Raw genomic sequence first — 18,433 nt, forward strand, 5'->3', positions numbered from 1 at the left:
TCAGAGCTTCTCCAGCTGCGTGCGTGCCTGCGCGGCTCCGCTGCCCTGCGGCTGCAGCGCCAGGTAGGTGGTGTAGGCCTGCTTCGCCTTGGCCTTGTCGCCGGCGTTGAAGTAGGCATCGCCCAGGTTGAGATAGGCCACGGCACGCGAGGGGTCGATCTTCAGCGTGTTCTCCAACCAGCGCGCAGCTTCGGCGTAGCGCTGCTGGCGGTAGTAGACGAAGCCGAGGTTGTTGGCGGCCTGGGCGAAGTCCGGGCGCAGCTTCAGTGCCTCGGTGAACTGGGCTACCGCTTCGTCGTACTGCTTCTCGCGGTACAGCTGCAGGCCACGGTCATTGGCCTGCTGCGCGCGCTGGCGATCCGAGGCCGGGCCGGCGGTGGGCACCACCAGCTTGGCCTTGCCACCCTGCAGATCGGCCACGGTCACCGGTGCCTGGCTGCCCTTGGCCTCGCTGGCAGCATCGACCTTGTTGTTCAGCGCGATCGCATCGGCGGTCAACTGGCGCGTATCGGCGTTGAGGAATTCCTGGCTGTCCGGCACCTGGAACACGAACTCCCCGCCCTGCGAACCGGGCAGGCTGCCGAAGGCCGGGGTCTGGTGCGAAACGGCCGAGACGGCCGGCGCCACGTAGGCGGCGAGTTCGGTACCGGTGATCAGGCCGTCGCCGTTGAGGTCACCCTTGCCGGCCAGCGCCTGCAGCAGCACCCAGGTGAACACCGAATGGCCGTTCGGGCCGGCATCGGCCACCTGCTGGTCGGCACCGCCCGCAGTCAGCATCTGCCGCGCGCTACGGCGTGCGTTCTCGCGCAGGAATGACGACGACGACGGGCCGCCGCGGGTCAGGCCAAGGCCGCTGTAGCAGGCATCCATCACGAACATCACGTGCTTGGCCTGCATGCTCTCGGCGATGTTCTGGATGTCGGTCATCGCGATGGCGTCGGTGGCGAATTCCTTCGGGTCCGAATCAACCGGGATGATGTAGCCGAGGTCGCGTCCGGAGGCGAGCTGACGGGTGGCGCCATGGCCGGCGAAGAACACGAACACGCGGTCGTTCTTTCCGGTGCGGTCATCGGCCAGGCGGTCATGGAAGGCGGCCAGGATGTTGTTGCGGGTGGCCTGTTCGTTCTTCAGTACGATCACCTGCGAGGACGGGAAGCCGAACTGCCCGGTCAGGGTATCGGCCACCGCCTGCGCGTCGTGGCTGGCGTATTCCAGCTTCGGCCACTTGGCGTAGTTGTCGATGCCGACCACGATCGCCCACGACTTCTCGTAGCCGGTGGTGACGGTGGCTGCGCTGGTGTCACCCTTGCGCGCACGGGCCACGGTGAAATCGCGGCCGTTCCAGCCAGCGAACTGGTAACCATCGGCGATCAGCCGGTCGAGGATCTGCGGCAGCGCCTTCACCGCACGGTCGTGGATATCATGGAACAGGATGATGCCGCGCTGTTCCTTGTTCACCTGGTCGAGCACGCGCTGCACGATCGATTCCGGCACCGGGTCGGCCCAGTCCATCGAATCGATGTTCCACATGATCGACTTCAGTCCCGCCTCGTTGAGCAGCTGCAGGCCTTCGGCGTTGCGCGCGCCATAGGGGAAGCGGAACAGCGGCGCGCGCTTGCTGTCGACATCCTTCAGCAGGGTGTCGGTGTCGAGCACCTGCTGGCGCAGCGCATCGCCGGTGGTGCGCGACAGCTGCGCGTGGGTCAGGCTGTGGTTGCCCACTGCATAGCCCTCTTCCATCAGGTTGCGGCTGATCTTGGCCATCGGGCCGAGGCTGACCTTGCCATCAGCCTCGACCTTGCCGAGGTTGCGGCCCACTTCAAAGAACACGCCCGGCACGTCGTAGCGCTTGAGGATGGCCACCACTTCATCGGTATAGGCCTTGTGCGGGCCATCGTCGAAGGTCAGCACCACGGTCTTGGCCGGCAGGTCGCGGCCGAAGATCTCGCGATCGCTGTCCTTCATCGACATCGGGTACGGCTCGATCACGCCGTAGTCGCGCAGGATCGCTTCGCGGCTGTAGTCCTTGTGCAGGTGGGCGATGTAGTCCTCCCACTTCTCGCGCTTCAGCTCGATGGCGCGGGTGCGCTCGAAGCGGCTGAAGATGCGGGTCAGTTCCTGGTTGTAGTTGCGCTCGATCTCATCAAGCGCTTCCAGGTCCTCGCCGATGCGCTGGTGCAGCTTCACCGCCGGCAGCGACGAGTCAGTGCCAACGCGCTCATGCAGGTCGCGCAGCACTTCGCGGAAGGCCAGGCGGTCGGCGTCGAACAGTTCCGGCGCCGACTCGATGTAGTCCAGCACGGTACCGAGGGTGGCGAAGCGCTGGGCGCTGGAACCGCGCAGCAGCGTATCGAACTGCGCGGCGATGGCCGTGCGCTGTTCCAGCCCATCGTGGAACAGCTGCTGGCCCACGCGCGTGGAGGTACTGCGGTCGGCCGCCGACTGCTGGTCCTCGTCGGCCAGCAGCACGATGATCCGGCGGTAGCCGTCTAGCTGCTTCTGCAGCGCGGCCAGCAACGGCGCCGCGGCGGGATCGGCGGCGGCCGCGGCCTGCGCGCTGGGCTGGGTGACGGTGGTCGCCGGCGCCTTCGCATCCTTGTCGCCGCAGCCGGCAACGACCAGGGTCAACAACAGCGAGGGCAGGAACAGGCGGAACGACGACGCACGCGGCATGGCGGACTCAATGGATGCAGGATCGGTGTGCCGGCGATTCTAACGCCGGATGCGAAAAGCCCGCCTTGCGGCGGGCTTCTGCTGGGGTCAGCCGGCCAGCGGCCGGCTCTACCGATTACTTCTTTTTGACCGGAGCCGGCGCGGTGGTGGCCGGGACCGGCTCGCCGCCATGGCGCTTGGTCATCCACCACTGCTGCAGCAGGCCCAGGCCGCCGTTGACCACCCAGTACAGGACCAGGCCGGACGGCATGAAGGCCATCATGACGCCGAACACCAGCGGCATGAACTGCATCATCTTCTGCTGCATCGGGTCCATGCCCGGTGCCGGGGTCAGCTTCTGGGTGAACCACATCACTGCCACGTTGATCACCGGCAGGATGAAGTACGGGTCGCGTGCGGTCAGGTCCTGGATCCAGCCGAACCAGGGCGCCTGGCGCAGTTCGACCGATTCCACCAGCACCCAGTACAGGGCGAAGAAGATCGGCATCTGGATGAGGATCGGCAGGCAGCCGCCCATCGGATTGATCTTTTCCTTCTTGTACAGCTCCATCATCGCGGTCTGGAACTTCTGGCGGTCATCGCCATAGCGTTCCTTCAGCTGCGCGATGCGCGGCTGGAAGCGACGCATCTTGGCACCGCTCTTGTACTGGGTCGCGGACAGCGGGTACAGCACCAGCTTCAGCAGCACCACCAGGCCGACGATCGCCCAGCCCCAGTTGCCAACCAGCTTGTGCACCTGGTTCAACACCCAGAACAGGCCCTGGCCGATCACCGCCATCATCGAGAAGCGGCTGTAGTCGACCACGCGGTCCAGGCCCGGCACGTCTTCCTTGGCGATCAGGTTGACCAGCTTCGGGCCGACCCACAGGCGGGCTTCGGTGCTGGTGGACTGGCCCGGTGCCACGGTGAAGGCCGGGCCACGCGCTTCGATCAGGTCACGACCGGCCACCTGCGACAGCACGTAGTGTGCGGTCTGGTCCTTCTGCGGGATCCAGGCAGTGAAGAAGTGGTGCTGCAGCATCGCCAGCCAGCCACCGGTGATGTTCTGGTTCAGCGTGCCGTCTTCCAAGTAGTCCTTGAACGCACGACGCTGGTACTTCTTGTCGTTGTCGTACCAGGTGGCGCCGTTGAAGCTGAAGGAATCCGGATTGGTCATGCTCCGCGACAGGATGGTCGGGGTGCGGTCCAGGGTGCGGTAGACGTAGCCGTTCCAGGGAGCGGCACCAGTGTTGCTGACTTCGTCCTTGAAGCGCACGGCGTACTCGTTGCGCGAGACGGTCAGGGTGCGCTTGATGGTCACGCCGTTGTCGGCAGTCCACACGAACGGGATCTGCAGATCGTTCTGGCCCTTGGCCAGCACGAAGTCCTTGGTGTCACCCACCAGCTTGAAGCCGTCAGCGCCGGGGACCGGGGTGTTCTTGTCTTCGCTGGCCCAGCCACTGATCGCGCTGTAGGGATGCGCGGGGTCTTCGGTCAGCAGGCGGACCGGCGGGCTGCCTTCGTCCTTGGTCTGCGGGAACTGCAGCAGCTCGGCGTCGAGCACGCGGCCGCCATCGAGCACCAGGCGCAGGACGTCGGTGGTGACGGTCACGCGCTGGCTGGCCGGGGTGGCGCTGGCCTGCGCCTGCACGGCGGCCTGGCCGGGCGCACCCGGAACCTGGGCGCTGGGGATACTGCCCGGGGCGGCGCCCGGAACACTCTGTGCGGCAGCCGGGGCCGACGTGGTCGTCGGTGCCGGGGTCGGAGCAGCCTTTTCACGGCTCCACTCCATCCACAGCAGCACGGCCACCATCAGCCAGGCAAAAATGAGGAATACGCGGGTCTGGTTCATCAGCGGACAGGCTCGGCGGGGCCGGGACGCGATGCCGGCTCGGTCAAAGAAGGAGTTGCGATGCCATCAGGCGGCGGCATTGTGCCGTCCACGCCCGGCGTGGGCAATGCACGCAGGCGACGCAGCAGGCGCAGGAAGGCCTGGCGGATCTCGTCGTTGCTGGCGGAACGCGCAGCACTTCGAGCCACGACGACAAAGTCGCCTGGCTGGATGTCGGTACGTGTCTGACGCAGGATGTCGCGCAGGACGCGCTTGATCCGGTTACGCCCAACGGCGTTCGGATCAACCTTGCGGGAAACCGCCAGACCCAGCCTGGCCGGCCGGTCAGCCGGCAGCCAGTGCAGGGTCATCAGCGGATCGGACACACGGCGGGCGCCGTTGAAGACCGTTGAATATTCGGCACGCGTGCGAACCCGCGCAGAGCGAGGGAATCGCTTGCGCGGGTCTGCAGTATTCACTGTCGAAGGGATTGCGTCTGCCGCGATGTGCGGCATGGCAATCAGGCGCTCAGGACTTTGCGGCCCTTGGCGCGGCGACGCGACAGGATCTTGCGGCCGTCAGCGGTCTTCATACGGGCACGGAAGCCGTGGTCGCGCTTACGCTTGAGGTTGCTGGGCTGGTAGGTGCGCTTCGTGGCCATTGGGGGCCTCTCGTATGAATGGGACGGAAAGAACCGGAAATTCTAGAGAGGTACCCCGCCCCAAGTCAAGCCCTGGCAGCTACGCGAATTCACTGGGCTGTGCAATAGCTGTGGATGTTTTTGTGAATAAGTAGGGGACAAGCATTCCGAAGGCGGGCGCTCGGTGGTAGTCTGAGCCATCCATTTCCCCCCTTTCCGGCCTGTGTTTGGGCGCCTTGTCGCGTCCATGCCCCGGCCACCGGACGATTATTGCTGATGGATGCTTGGTCCCGTAGTCTCGAGCGCCTCGAAGCGGAGTTCCCGCCGGAAGACGTTCATACCTGGTTGAAGCCACTGCAGGCCGATCTGCGCGTGGACAGCCTGGTGCTGTATGCACCGAATGCCTTCATCGTCGACCAGGTCCGCGAGCTGTACCTGGCCCGAATCCGCGAACTGCTGGCGCATTTCGCCGGTTTCAGCGACGTTTTTCTTGAAATCGGCTCGCGCCCGCGTCCCGTGGAGGCGCAGAACGCGCCGGTTTCCACGCCCTCGGCGCATGTGTCCAGTGAACCGCAGGTACCGTTCGCCGGCAACCTGGACAATCACTACACGTTCGCCAACTTCGTCGAAGGCCGCAGCAACCAGCTGGGCCTGGCCGCCGCCTTCCAGGCAGCGCAGAAGCCGGGCGACCGCGCGCACAACCCACTGCTGCTGTACGGAGGCACCGGCCTGGGCAAGACCCACCTGATGTTCGCCGCCGGCAACGCCATGCGCCAGGCCAATCCGGGCGCGAAGGTGCTGTACCTGCGTTCGGAACAGTTCTTCAGCGCGATGATCCGGGCCCTGCAGGAAAAGACCATGGATCAGTTCAAGCGCCAGTTCCAGCAGGTGGACGCGCTGCTGATCGATGACATCCAGTTCTTCGCGGGCAAGGACCGCACCCAGGAAGAGTTCTTCCACACCTTCAACGCGTTGTTCGATGGCAAGCAGCAGATCATCCTGACCTGCGACCGCTATCCGCGCGAGGTCGAAGGCCTGGAAGCGCGCCTGAAGTCGCGGCTTGCCTGGGGCCTGTCGGTCGCGATCGAACCGCCGGACTTCGAGACCCGCGCCGCGATCGTGCTGGCCAAGGCACGCGAACGCGGTGCCGAGATTCCCGATGATGTTGCGTTCCTGATCGCCAAGAAGATGCGCTCCAACGTGCGCGACCTCGAAGGTGCGCTCAATACCCTGACCGCCCGCGCCAATTTCACCGGCCGCGCGATCACCACCGAGTTCGCCCAGGAAACCCTGCGCGACCTGCTGCGCGCCCAGCAGCAGGCGATCAGCATTCCCAATATCCAGAAAACCGTTGCCGACTACTACGGCCTGCAGATCAAGGATCTGCTGTCGAAGCGTCGGACCCGTTCGCTGGCACGTCCGCGCCAGGTCGCCATGGCCCTGACCAAGGAACTGACCGAGCACAGCCTGCCCGAGATCGGCGATGCCTTTGCCGGTCGCGATCACACCACGGTGCTGCATGCCTGCCGTCAGATCCGGACCCTGATGGAAACCGACGGCAAGCTCCGCGAGGACTGGGACAAGCTGATCCGGAAGCTGAGCGAATGATGCACGGATGCCGATGAGGCGTCATCGCACAAAACGGTGCAGAATCCGGTAGCAAGCGCGGGACACGTTGTGGATAAAAATGGCGTTTGAAATCGCGCCGAATTTATCCACAGCTTTCCCCACCCCCTGGGGGTCGGTAATACAGAGGGTTTCGAGGTCTGAAATTCTTTTATTTACAAAGACTTAGCGTTGTTTTCCAGCGATTCTGTCTCTACCAGCACCACCAAGCTTTTGATTTATTCCACATTTTTTAAAGCATAGGGGCACGGAACCACATGCGTTTCACACTGCAGCGCGAAGCCTTTCTCAAGCCGTTGGCACAGGTCGTCAACGTGGTCGAACGCCGCCAGACCCTTCCGGTTCTGGCCAATTTCCTGGTCCAGGTGCAGAACGGCCAGCTGTCGCTGACCGGTACCGACCTGGAAGTGGAGATGGTGTCGCGGATCGCGGTTGAAGACGCCCAGGACGGCGAAACCACCATTCCCGCCCGCAAGCTGTTCGAGATCATCCGCGCCCTGCCCGATGGCAGCCGGATCACCGTCTCGCAGACCGGTGACAAGATCACCGTGCAGGCTGGTCGCAGCCGCTTCACGCTGGCGACCCTGCCCTCCAACGACTTCCCGTCGGTGGACGAAGTGGAAGCCACCGAGCGCGTGGCCATCGGCGAAGCAACCCTGAAGGAACTGATCGAGCGCACCGCTTTCGCGATGGCCCAGCAGGACGTGCGTTACTACCTCAACGGTCTGCTGTTCGACCTACGTGGCGATGCGCTGCGCACCGTTGCCACCGACGGCCACCGCCTGGCCCTTTGCGAAACCGACCTGGCCAAGCCCAGCGGTTCCAAGCGCCAGATCATCGTGCCGCGCAAGGGCGTGACCGAGCTGCAGCGCCTGTTGGAAAGCGGCGATCGCGAGATCGAGCTGGAAGTCGGCCGCAGCCACGTCCGCGTCAAGCGCGACGATGTCACCTTCACCTCGAAGCTGATCGACGGCCGCTTCCCGGATTACGAAGCGGTGATCCCGATCGGTGCCGACCGCGAAGTGAAGGTTGATCGTGAAGCACTGCGTGCCTCGCTGCAGCGCGCCGCGATCCTGTCCAACGAGAAGTACCGCGGCATTCGCGTGGAAGTCTCGCCGGGCAACCTGAAGATCAGCGCGCACAATCCGGAACAGGAAGAAGCCCAGGAAGAGATCGAAGCCGACACAACGGTCAGCGATCTGGCCATCGGCTTCAACGTGAACTACCTGCTGGATGCCCTGTCTGCCCTGCGCGACGAGGAAGTGATCATCCAGCTGCGCGACTCCAACTCCTCGGCGCTGGTGCGTGAATCCAGCAGCGAGAAGTCGCGCCACGTGGTGATGCCGCTGCGTCTCTGACGGAAACGCTGTTTCACGTGGAACCCAGAAGCGCCCGGGACCTCCCGGGCGTTTTTTTATGTTCCACGTGGAGCATTGTCGAAACGGATCGGAGAAATTCCGGACGTGCCCTGCTCGGCCCCAGACCAACCCGATCTCGCTTGCTCCAAGCAACTCGGGATCCAGGACGCTGGGAATTCACCTTGCAGTGCTCGTCGGGCTCCATGCGATTGGGGATCTGGCAGCGAGCGCTTCACATATCCCACTTCGCTGTCCTGATCTTCAATGCTGGAAGCAGCAGATCATCTTCCGCGGGAGGAGGTCCTCCGCTTCTGCGAACGGCACTGTCCACAGGCCGGCTCGGAGGCAATTTTGGGCAATCCTAGCTTCTAAATCTGGGTATAAATCTAAAGCATGGTGGTGATGGTAGAGCCAGATTTCGTGGAAAAACGCACTATCTATTTGTTTTTAAAGATATTTATGAGCCTGAAACCCCCTGTATAGAGGGCCCTCGGGCTGGGGGGGAACCTGTGGATAGTTTTCACCGCGGATCAAAAGAGCTTTTTTATCCACAGATTGCCCATACCTTGTGTATAAGTCATACATACCTCCTGTGGACAGCGTGGAACGAGCGTCCTGAATTTCTTGAAATCTGTGGAACCCTTCAGGGCATCGGATCGCAGATTTGAAGGAATCGGCGGGGTCATCCGTCGGAACCACCCGCGAGGTGTCCCGCAATGGCCCTTCAGTGCTCGTGAAATCGGCGAAATCTGAGGGCCTGAACCCTGGAACCCCGCGCAGATTTGAAGAAATTTCGGGCCGTTCCAGCCCGGCACGCGCGGGAGCGTCACCCGCATTCCACGTGGAACGGGTCCATCGATGGGTGCAGAAGCTGCACCTTCGGCTCGACCGGCCTGCCCCGCGCCCGGCTTGACCGATGCAGTAAGCTGATGGATTCCCTGCCCCTCTACCGCCTCGTGCGGATGGTCTTTCGCGCCCCATGCAGATCCGCCGCCTCGCCTTGCATCAACTGCGTCGCTTCAGTGCGGTGGACCTGTCGCCCCAGCCGGGATTGAACCTGCTGACCGGCGACAACGGTGCCGGCAAGACCAGCGTGCTCGAAGCCCTGCACCTGATGGCCTATGGGCGCAGCTTCCGTGGTCGAGTGCGCGATGGTCTGGTAAGCCAGGGCCAGGAAGCGCTGGAAATCTTCGTTGAATGGGACGAACAGCGTGCCAATCACCCGCCCCATCGCCGAAAGGCCGGGTTGCGCCACAGTGGCCAGGACTGGAAGGGGCGATTGGACGGCGAAGATGTCGCGCAGCTGGGTAATCTCTGCGCAGCACTGGCCGTGGTGACGTTCGAGCCCGGGAGCCATGCACTGGTCAGTGGTGGTGGCGAACCCCGCCGCCGCTTCCTCGATTGGGGCTTGTTCCACGTGGAACCGGATTTTCTGTCCTTGTGGCGCCGCTACTCCCGGGCGCTGAAGCAGCGCAATGCTCTGCTCAAGCAGGGCGGGCCGTCGCGGATGCTCGATACCTGGGATCACGAGCTGGCCGAGGCCGGGGAACCGCTGACCAGCCGCCGCCAGCACTACCTGGAGCGTCTGCAGCAGCGCACTGTGGCCTTGGCCGCCAGCCTGGCGCCGCAACTGGGCATCCAAGGACTGGACCTGAGTCCTGGGTGGCGGCGGCATGAGCTTCCCTTGGCCGATGCCCTGCTTCTGGCCCGGGAACGCGACCGGCAGGCCGGGTATACCTCGGTCGGCCCGCACCGGGCGGACTGGAGTGTGGATTTCCACAGCATTCCGGGGCGTGATGCGCTGTCCCGGGGCCAGGCCAAGCTGACGGCATTGGCCTGCCTGCTCGCGCAGGCCGAAGACTATGCCGAACAGCGCGGCGAATGGCCGGTGATCGCGCTGGATGATCTGGCTTCGGAGCTGGATCGCACCCACCAGGCGCGGGTACTGGAGCGCCTGCTCACTGGACCGGCACAGATCTTCATCACCGCCACCGAAACCCCGGCGGCGTTGCAGAAGCTGACCCATATCGCCCGGTTCCACGTGGAACATGCACAGATCGTGGCTGTGCCATAGTGGGCACACCAGGGCCGCTCGACCCCGGCTGGTATAATTCGGGTTGGAATCCTTTCATTCTCGGCACATCGCCCCAAGCGGTGGCCGACCTGCGGAGCCTACGGCAAGCGCAATGAGCGACGAACAGAACACCCCGGCAAACAACGGCAATTACGACGCCAACAGCATTACCGCCCTGGAAGGCCTGGAGGCTGTCCGCAAGCGTCCAGGCATGTACATCGGCGACGTGCATGACGGTACCGGTCTGCACCATATGGTGTTCGAGGTCGTCGACAACTCGATCGACGAAGCGCTGGCCGGCCACGCCGACCATGTTGCAGTGACGATCCACGCCGACGGCTCGGTCTCGGTGTCCGACAACGGCCGCGGCATTCCGACCGGCAAGCACGAGCAGATGAGCGCCAAGCTCGGCCGCGAAGTGTCTGCGGCCGAAGTGGTCATGACCGTCCTGCACGCGGGCGGCAAGTTCGACGACAACAGCTACAAGGTTTCGGGCGGCCTGCACGGCGTCGGCGTCAGCGTGGTCAACGCGCTGTCGCAGAAGCTGCTGGTGGACGTGTTCCAGAACGGTTCCCACTACCAGCAGGAATTCAGCAACGGCGCAGCCGTGACCGCGCTGGCCAAGCTGGAAGCCACCACCAAGCGTGGCACCACCGTGCGCTTCTGGCCGTCCACCGTCGCCTTCCACGACAACGTGGAATTCCACTACGACATCCTGGCCCGTCGTCTGCGCGAGCTGTCGTTCCTGAACTCCGGCGTCAAGATCGTCCTTGCCGACGAGCGTGGCGATGGCCGTCGCGATGACTTCCACTACGAAGGCGGCATCCGCAGCTTCGTGGAGCATCTGGCCCAGCTGAAGACCCCGCTGCACCCGAACGTCATCTCGGTCACCGGCGAGCACAACGGCATCGTCGTGGATGTGGCGCTGCAGTGGACCGACTCCTACCAGGAGACGATGTACTGCTTCACCAACAACATTCCGCAGAAGGACGGCGGTACGCACTTGGCCGGTTTCCGCGGTGCGCTGACCCGTGTGCTCAACAACTACATCGAGCAGAACGGCATCGCCAAGCAGGCCAAGATCAACCTGACCGGCGACGACATGCGCGAAGGCATGATCGCGGTGCTGTCGGTGAAGGTGCCGGACCCGAGCTTCTCCAGCCAGACCAAGGAAAAGCTGGTCAGCTCCGACGTGCGTCCGGCGGTGGAAAATGCCTTCGGTGCGCGCCTGGAAGAGTTCCTGCAGGAAAACCCGAACGAAGCCAAGGCGATCGCCGGCAAGATCGTCGATGCCGCCCGTGCACGTGAAGCCGCGCGCAAGGCCCGCGACCTGACCCGCCGCAAGGGCGCGCTGGATATCGCCGGCCTGCCGGGCAAGCTGGCCGACTGCCAGGAAAAGGATCCGGCACTGTCCGAACTGTTCATCGTCGAGGGTGACTCGGCAGGTGGCTCGGCCAAGCAGGGCCGCAACCGCAAGAACCAGGCGGTGCTGCCGCTGCGCGGCAAGATCCTCAACGTGGAACGCGCGCGTTTCGACCGCATGCTGTCCTCCGACCAGGTCGGTACGCTGATCACCGCGCTGGGCACCGGCATCGGCCGTGACGAGTACAACCCGGACAAGCTGCGTTACCACAAGATCATCATCATGACCGACGCCGACGTCGACGGCGCCCACATCCGCACCCTGCTGCTGACGTTCTTCTACCGTCAGATGCCGGAGCTGATCGAGCGCGGTTACGTCTACATCGGCCTGCCGCCGCTGTACAAGATCAAGCAGGGCAAGCAGGAGCTGTACCTGAAGGACGACCCGGCGCTGGACAGCTACCTGGCCAGCAGCGCAGTGGAAAACGCTGCACTGGTGCCGGCCACCGGCGAGCCCGGCATCGAAGGCCTTGCGCTGGAGAAGCTGCTGCTGGCCTACGCGGCCGCGCTGGATTCGATCGAGCGCAACGCACACCGCTACGACCGCAACCTGCTTGAAGCGCTGGTCGATTTCGTACCGATGGACCTGGAAAGCCTGCGCGCTGCCGGCGAAGGCGAGGGCCTGGATGCACTGGCCAAGCGCCTCAACCAGGGCAGCCTGGGCAGCCCGCGTTTCACGCTGGAACTGCAGGAAGCCAACGACGAGCGCCCGGCCGCTGTGCTGGTGACCCGTCGCCACATGGGCGAACAGCACATCCAGGTGCTGCCGATGTCGGCCTTCGAAAGCGGCGAACTGCGCGCGATCCACCAGGCATCGAAGCTGCTGCACGGTCTGGTCCGCGAAGGCGCGACCATTTCCCGCGGTGCCAAGTCGATCGAAGTCGACAGCTTTGCCAAGGCACAGAACTGGCTGCTCGAGGAGGCCAAGCGCGGCCGCCAGATCCAGCGATTCAAGGGCCTGGGTGAAATGAATCCGGAGCAGCTGTGGGACACCACGGTGAATCCGGAAACCCGTCGACTGCTGCAGGTGCGCATCGAAGACGCTGTCGCTGCTGACCAGATCTTCAGCACGCTGATGGGCGATGTCGTCGAACCGCGTCGCGACTTCATCGAAGACAACGCGCTGAAGGTCGCAAACCTGGATATCTGACACAATCGGGACACGGCCGGTGCGCGGGGAGGCGCGCCGGCCTTCGACTCTTGAACACAGGTACCTGATGTCCGCATCCGCCCCGGTTTCCGCTCCGCCCCCGGTTCCGCCGGCTTCTGCCGCGCCGCGTGCCGTTTCGCCGTTGGCGGGGTTCTTCATCGACCTGGGCATCGCCGCCGTCACTCTGTTCGGCCTGAGCCTGATCAGCGGCCTGGTGTGGGGCCTGTACCGTGGCGTGGTGGTCGGTTACGCGAACGCGCAGGCCGGCGCTGGCGCACCCGAGGCCAGTTCGGTAGCGGCGTCACTGGGCCAGCCCGGCGCGCTTGCGCAGATTCTCATGGCGCTGTTTGCCACCGGCGGCGCCGCGCTGCTGCTGTACTTCTGGCGACGGCCGGCCAACGCGGCCGAGCGCCACGCGTCGCGCCAGGCGCTGCGCCGTCCCTCCACCTGGGGCTGGACCCTGCTGGTGGCGACCCTGATCGTGCTCGGCAGCAATGGCATCGCCTTCCTGGCCAAGCAGTTCGGTATCGAGCCGGTCCCCACCAACCTGGCGCTGATGCAGAGCGCGATCGCGCGCTTCCCCTTGTTCCTGGTGCTGTTCGCGGTAGTACTGGCACCGGCCTACGAGGAGCTGCTGTTCCGCCGCGTGCTGTTTGGCCGCCTGTGGAAAGCCGGGCGCCCGTGGCTGGGCGTGGTACTGAGCAGCCTTGCTTTCGCCCTCATCCATGAAATCCCTGGCACCAGCGCCAACGGCCCGGCCGAGATCGCGCAGCTGTGGCTGGTCTATGGCGGCATGGGTGCCGCGTTCTGCTGGTTGTACCAGCGCACCGGTACGCTCTGGGCCGCGATCGCCGCGCACGCGCTGAACAACGGCGTGGCGCTTGCCGCACTTGTGTTCTTCGGGGCAACGTAACGCCGTGTCCGCTTGACGAAAGATTAAGCCGTTACGCTACACACTGCGCATATGAACACGGGGGTGGATCCATGAAACAACTGCTGCTGGCCCTTGTCATCACCACCCTGGTCAGCGCCTGCGCGACCACGACCTCCCCTACCGGCCGCCGGCAGATGGTGGGCGGGGTGTCGCAGGCGCAGCTGGATCAGCTCGGCGCACAGGCGTTCGCTGAAACCAAGCAGAAGGAAAAGATCAGCACCGACGGCCGCCAGAACGGTTACGTGCAGTGCGTGGTCAATGCCCTGGTCGCGCAGTTGCCGCCTCAATACCGTGGCGTACGGTGGGAGACGGCGGTGTTCGTCGACAAGGAGCCCAACGCCTTCGCCCTGCCCGGCGGCAAGGTCGGCGTTAACACCGGCATCTTCACCGTCGCCAAGAACCAGGATCAGCTGGCTGCCGTAATCGGCCATGAAATCGGCCACGTCATCGCCCGCCACCACGAGGAGCGCATCACCCGGCAGATGGGCGCGCAGACCGGGCTGGCCGTGCTCGGTGCGCTGGCCGGCGCGGCGTACGGCGAAGGCGCTGCCAGCACCGTCAACCAGCTCGGTGGCATGGGCGCGCAGACCGCCTTCCTGCTGCCCGGTTCACGCACCCAGGAAAGCGAGGCCGACGTGATCGGCCAGCGACTGATGGCCCAGGCCGGTTTCAATCCGGCACAGGCGGTCGACCTGTGGCAGAACATGATGGCCGCCAGTGGCGGTCGCAGCCCACAATGGCTGTCCACCCACCCTGACCCAGCCAACCGGATCCAGGAACTGCGACGCGATGCACCGGCTCTGACGCCGGTCTATCAGCAGGCGCAGGCGGCCGGGCTGCGGCCAAAGTGCGGATGAGTGCGCATTTCTATGCTGTATTGCAGCACATAAAACGATTTCTCACGCCATCTGTTTCTGATACGTTTGGCGGCTCAGATTTTTCTGACAGTCCGACTTTGCCGCTAACCGGCGGTTCGATCGAGGTGAACGATGATTTTCCGTAACCACAAAGCTGTGCTTTCCGTCCTCGTCGCGACCGCCCTGACCGGCGCCGTGGTCACCGATGCCTTCGCGCAGTCCTCGCGTTCCTCCGAGCGTGGCAACCGCGGCGGCAAGCAGGCCAAGGCCGAAGCGCTGTACCCGAACGCGACCCGCGAGGAGCCGACCGTCAAGGCTTCGGCCAAGCTGGGCAGCAAGCTGCAGAAGATGATCGACAGCTACAACAAGGAAAAGTTCCCGGAGACGCGCACGCAGGCCGACGCGATCCTGGCTGACAGCGCCGCGAACGAGTACGACAAGTCGCTGGCCGCGCAGCTGGCCTCGCAGGCCGCCTACCAGACCGACGACACCCCGGCTGCCGTTGCGTACCTGAAGCAGGTCCTGCAGTTCAACGGCCTGGACAACAACGGCCACTTCCAGTCGATGCTGATGCTGGGCCAGCTGCAACTGCAGGAAGACCAGACCGCCGAAGGCCTGGCGACCCTGGACAAGTACTTCGCCGAAAGCAAGTCGACCAAGCCGGAAGAACTGATCGCCAAGGGCCAGGCGCTGTACCAGCTGGAGCGCTACCAGGAAGCGATCCCGGTGCTGAAGCAGGCCATCGCCGGCGCCACCGAACCGAAGGACAACTGGAACCAGCTGCTGATGGCCGCCCTCTCCGAAGCCGGCCAGTCCGGTGAAGCGGTGAAGGAAGCCGAGGCACTGGCCGCCAAGAACCCGAACGACAAGAAGGCCCAGCTGAACCTGGCCAGCATGTACATGCAGGCCGATCAGATGGAGAAGGCTGCCGCGGTGATGGACAAGCTGCGCAGCAGCGGCCAGCTCACCGAAGAGCGCGAGTACAAGCAGCTGTACTCGATCTATGCCAACACCGAACACAAGGAAAAGGACGTCATCGCGGTCATCAACGAAGGGTTGCAGAAGGGCATCCTGAAGCCGGATTACCAGGTCTACCTGGCGCTGGCCCAGTCCTACTACTACTCCGACCAGGTGCCGCAGGCGATCGATGCGTGGCAGAAGGCTGCCCCGCTGTCCAAGGACGGTGAGACCTACCTGAACCTGGCACGCGTCCTGCATGCCGAAGGTCGCATCCCGGAGGCCAAGCAGGCCGCCCAGCAGGCGCTGGCGAAGGGTGTGAAGAACCAGGCTGATGCCAAAAAAATCATCAACCTGAAGTAAGTAGGAATAACGCCTGAATGCCTGCACAGTTGATGCGCAGGCGCTCAGGATTGGTATAAGCTTGGAGGTTCCTGCGGTGTCATGCACCGCTGATCAGGGATTCCGCCCCCGGCATCCCGGCCCCACTATTGAGCTCTTGGCGCATGACGGAACAACTAGTCGTTCACCGGTACGAACAACCCGATGACAAGGGGCTGAGCTGGCCTCGCATCGTCGGCATCGCGTTTGTAATTGCCCTGCATCTGGCCGCGTTCATGATGCTCCTGATCCCCGCCGTGGCTCCCAAGGCCGTGGCTGAGAAGGAGCGCAACGTCATGGTGACCATCGTCGACGCCCCGCCGCCGCCCCCGCCGCCGCCGCCGCCGCCGCCGACCGATACTCCGCCGCCGCCGGTGAAGAATCTGTCGCCGCCGAAGCCGTCGCCGGTCCCGCCGCCGCCGCAGGCGCCGGTCGTGGATGTGCCGGAACCGCGCCCGAGCGATATCGTCACCCCGCCGTCGCCTCCGTCGCCGCCGGCTCCGCCGACCTCGATCGAGGCCAGCGTGGACATCTCGTCGAAGGCCATGAATCCGCCGCGCTACCCGCCGGCAGCCTTCCGCGCTGGTATCCAGGGCGAAGTGATCCTGATCATTGATGTCGATGCCAGCGGCAACGTCACCAATGTCACGGTGGAAAAGTCCAGCCGTAACCGCGACCTGGACCGTGCTGCGATGGAAGCAGCTCGCAAGTGGCGCTTCAACGCCGCTGAATCTGGCGGTAAGAAGGCGGCAGGTCGCGTTCGCGTCCCGGTCAACTTTGCGCTGAACTGATGCGACCGGGTGGCCGCCTGGCCACCCCCGCTCCCAGTTCGATTGTTTAGCTTAGCTACACCCTTTATCACCACACACAACAAAGGTAAGCGTCATGCTGCAGGAAATTTTCATCGCCGCTGCTGCCGGGGGCAATCCGTCCAACGCCCTGTCGCAGATGGGCTTCGAGCACCTGATCCACGAAATGACCACCAAGCCGGGTGATTTCGCGGTTTCCTGGGTCGTGCTGCTGACCCTGGTCGTCATGTCGGCCATGTCCTGGTACTGGACCGTCATCAACATCTTCCGCGCCACCCGCCTGAAGAGCGCCGCTGATCGCGTCGTCAGCCTGTTCTGGGATACCCCGAACGCGCAGGACGCCATCCGTGCGATGGAAGAACAGCCGGCTTCCGAGCCGTTCTCCAAGATCGCCCTGGACGCTGCCCAGGCTGCTGCCCACCACCAGCGCGCTGAAGGCGGCGCCACCGGCGGCGTGGGTGAGAACCTGAGCCGTTCGGAGTTCGTCGACCGCGCCCTGCGTCAGGCCGTGACCCGCGAAAGCAACAAGCTGCAGTCGGGCATGACCCTGCTGGCCACCGTCGGCGCGACCGCTCCGTTCGTCGGTCTGCTGGGTACCGTGTGGGGCATCTACGGCGCGCTGATCAAGATCGGTGCCACCGGCTCCGCTTCGATCGACGCCGTTGCAGGCCCGGTGGGTGAAGCGCTGATCATGACCGCGATCGGTCTGTTCGTCGCGATCCCGGCCGTGTTCGCCTTCAACTTCTTCAGCAAGATCAACAGCGCGACCATCAGCAAGTTCGATACCTTCGCGCACGACCTGCACGACTTCTTCGCCACCGGTTCGCGCGTCCGCTAATTGCGACGCGCTGTACCCAGCGAGAACGTAGTCAACACGATCTAGACGGAGCCCGTTATGGCTTTCAGTAGTGGTAACAGCGGCGGCCCCATGGCCGACATCAACGTTACGCCCCTCGTGGACGTGATGCTGGTGCTGCTGATCATCTTCATCATCACGGCGCCCCTGATGTCCCACAAGGTCAAGGTGGATCTGCCGGAGGCCAACCTGGTCCAGAAGCCGGACGACACCAACGACCGCAAGGGCCCCATCACCCTGGCAGTCAAGGAAGATGGCTCGATCTACTGGAACGACGAAGAAATCAACAAGCAGACTCTCGAGTCGCGCTTGGCGACCGCCGCCCAGCAGACCCCGCAGCCGCCGTTGAACCTGCGTGGTGACCGCACCACCAAGATGCGTGTCATCAACGAGATGACCAAGATCGCGCAGGAACAGGGCATGCTGGACGTCGGCTTCGTCGCGACCAAAGAGAAGGGGCAGTAAGCCATGGCATTCAGTAGTGGTGGTGGCAAAGGCCCCATGGCAGACATCAACGTCACGCCCCTCGTGGACGTGATGCTGGTTCTGCTGATCATCTTCATCGTGACCGCACCGATCATGACGTACCCGATCGCCGTGGACCTGCCGCAGCGCGTGCTCAACCCACCGCCGCAGCTGGTCGAACCGCCGCCGCCGATCGAACTCAAGATCGACGCCAGCAACCAGGTCTCGTGGAACAACAGCCCGATCAATGCGAGCGAGCTGCAGCAGCGGATGGAGAACGAGGTCCAGAAGGACCCGACCAACCAGCCGGAACTGCGCATCGACGCCAGCCCGGATTCCGAGTACGACGTGATGGCCAAGGTTCTGGCCGCCGCGAAGAACGCTCAGATGAAGAAGATCGGTTTTGTGCAGCAGTAACTGC

15 protein-coding genes are annotated in these 18,433 nt (G+C 64.1%); 11 read left to right on the forward strand and 4 right to left on the reverse strand.

Going from position 1 to position 18,433, the window contains the following annotated elements:
• From AC13FN_RS11615 to rpmH, 4 genes are all read right to left on the reverse strand, one after another.
• Positions 1-2,673, reverse strand: a complete 2,673-nt coding sequence (locus tag AC13FN_RS11615) for a polysaccharide deacetylase family protein (RefSeq protein ID WP_482984413.1) — start codon at positions 2,671-2,673, stop codon at positions 1-3.
• 115 nt (positions 2,674-2,788) lie between these two features.
• Entirely contained in the window at positions 2,789-4,504 is a 1,716-nt protein-coding gene (gene yidC / locus AC13FN_RS11620) for a membrane protein insertase YidC (protein WP_482984412.1), read from the reverse strand.
• Positions 4,504-4,998: a ribonuclease P protein component gene (rnpA, locus tag AC13FN_RS11625; protein ID WP_021203275.1), complete on the reverse strand. Its 495-nt coding sequence runs from the start codon at positions 4,996-4,998 to the stop codon at positions 4,504-4,506. The genes yidC and rnpA overlap by 1 nt, the downstream gene beginning before the upstream one ends.
• Positions 4,999-5,003: 5 nt before the next feature.
• Positions 5,004-5,144 (reverse strand): 50S ribosomal protein L34, encoded by a 141-nt coding sequence (rpmH, locus tag AC13FN_RS11630; RefSeq protein ID WP_005411729.1) that lies wholly within the window; start codon positions 5,142-5,144, stop codon positions 5,004-5,006.
• 255 nt (positions 5,145-5,399) lie between these two features.
• Between rpmH and dnaA the strand changes: the two genes are divergently transcribed.
• The 11 genes from dnaA to AC13FN_RS11685 all read left to right on the forward strand — a co-directional run bounded on the left by dnaA (position 5,400) and on the right by AC13FN_RS11685 (position 18,429).
• Positions 5,400-6,731, forward strand: a complete 1,332-nt coding sequence (gene dnaA, locus AC13FN_RS11635) for a chromosomal replication initiator protein DnaA (RefSeq protein WP_005411730.1) — start codon at positions 5,400-5,402, stop codon at positions 6,729-6,731.
• A gap of 275 nt (positions 6,732-7,006) precedes the next feature.
• A complete protein-coding gene (gene dnaN / locus AC13FN_RS11640; RefSeq protein WP_005411731.1) occupies positions 7,007-8,107 on the forward strand; it encodes a DNA polymerase III subunit beta in 1,101 nt (366 codons plus the stop codon).
• Positions 8,108-9,086: 979 nt separating this feature from the next.
• Positions 9,087-10,181, forward strand: coding sequence for a DNA replication/repair protein RecF (gene recF, locus AC13FN_RS11645; protein ID WP_054172880.1), 1,095 nt, complete (start codon positions 9,087-9,089; stop codon positions 10,179-10,181).
• A 112-nt stretch (positions 10,182-10,293) separates the two neighbouring features.
• Complete coding sequence (gene gyrB, locus AC13FN_RS11650) at positions 10,294-12,753, forward strand: DNA topoisomerase (ATP-hydrolyzing) subunit B (protein WP_010487426.1); 2,460 nt, start codon at positions 10,294-10,296, stop codon at positions 12,751-12,753.
• 67 nt (positions 12,754-12,820) lie between these two features.
• Positions 12,821-13,666 (forward strand): CPBP family intramembrane glutamic endopeptidase, encoded by an 846-nt coding sequence (locus AC13FN_RS11655; protein WP_401744576.1) that lies wholly within the window; start codon positions 12,821-12,823, stop codon positions 13,664-13,666.
• A 71-nt stretch (positions 13,667-13,737) separates the two neighbouring features.
• Positions 13,738-14,544, forward strand: coding sequence for a M48 family metallopeptidase (locus tag AC13FN_RS11660; RefSeq protein ID WP_010487422.1), 807 nt, complete (start codon positions 13,738-13,740; stop codon positions 14,542-14,544).
• 132 nt (positions 14,545-14,676) lie between these two features.
• Positions 14,677-15,864: a tetratricopeptide repeat protein gene (locus AC13FN_RS11665; RefSeq protein ID WP_032128511.1), complete on the forward strand. Its 1,188-nt coding sequence runs from the start codon at positions 14,677-14,679 to the stop codon at positions 15,862-15,864.
• 143 nt (positions 15,865-16,007) lie between these two features.
• On the forward strand, positions 16,008-16,673 hold the full coding sequence (locus AC13FN_RS11670) for an energy transducer TonB (RefSeq protein WP_478057850.1): 666 nt from the start codon (positions 16,008-16,010) through the stop codon (positions 16,671-16,673).
• Positions 16,674-16,767: 94 nt separating this feature from the next.
• Positions 16,768-17,529, forward strand: coding sequence for a TonB-system energizer ExbB (gene exbB, locus AC13FN_RS11675; RefSeq protein WP_004132614.1), 762 nt, complete (start codon positions 16,768-16,770; stop codon positions 17,527-17,529).
• A 57-nt stretch (positions 17,530-17,586) separates the two neighbouring features.
• A complete protein-coding gene (locus tag AC13FN_RS11680; protein WP_012509603.1) occupies positions 17,587-18,012 on the forward strand; it encodes an ExbD/TolR family protein in 426 nt (141 codons plus the stop codon).
• Positions 18,013-18,015: 3 nt separating this feature from the next.
• The gene (locus AC13FN_RS11685) at positions 18,016-18,429 is read left to right on the forward strand and encodes an ExbD/TolR family protein (protein WP_032129281.1); all 414 of its coding nucleotides are present in this window, start codon (positions 18,016-18,018) and stop codon (positions 18,427-18,429) included.
• The last annotated feature ends 4 nt before the right edge of the window (positions 18,430-18,433 follow it).

Source organism: Stenotrophomonas sp. 115C5 (genome assembly GCF_056861055.1).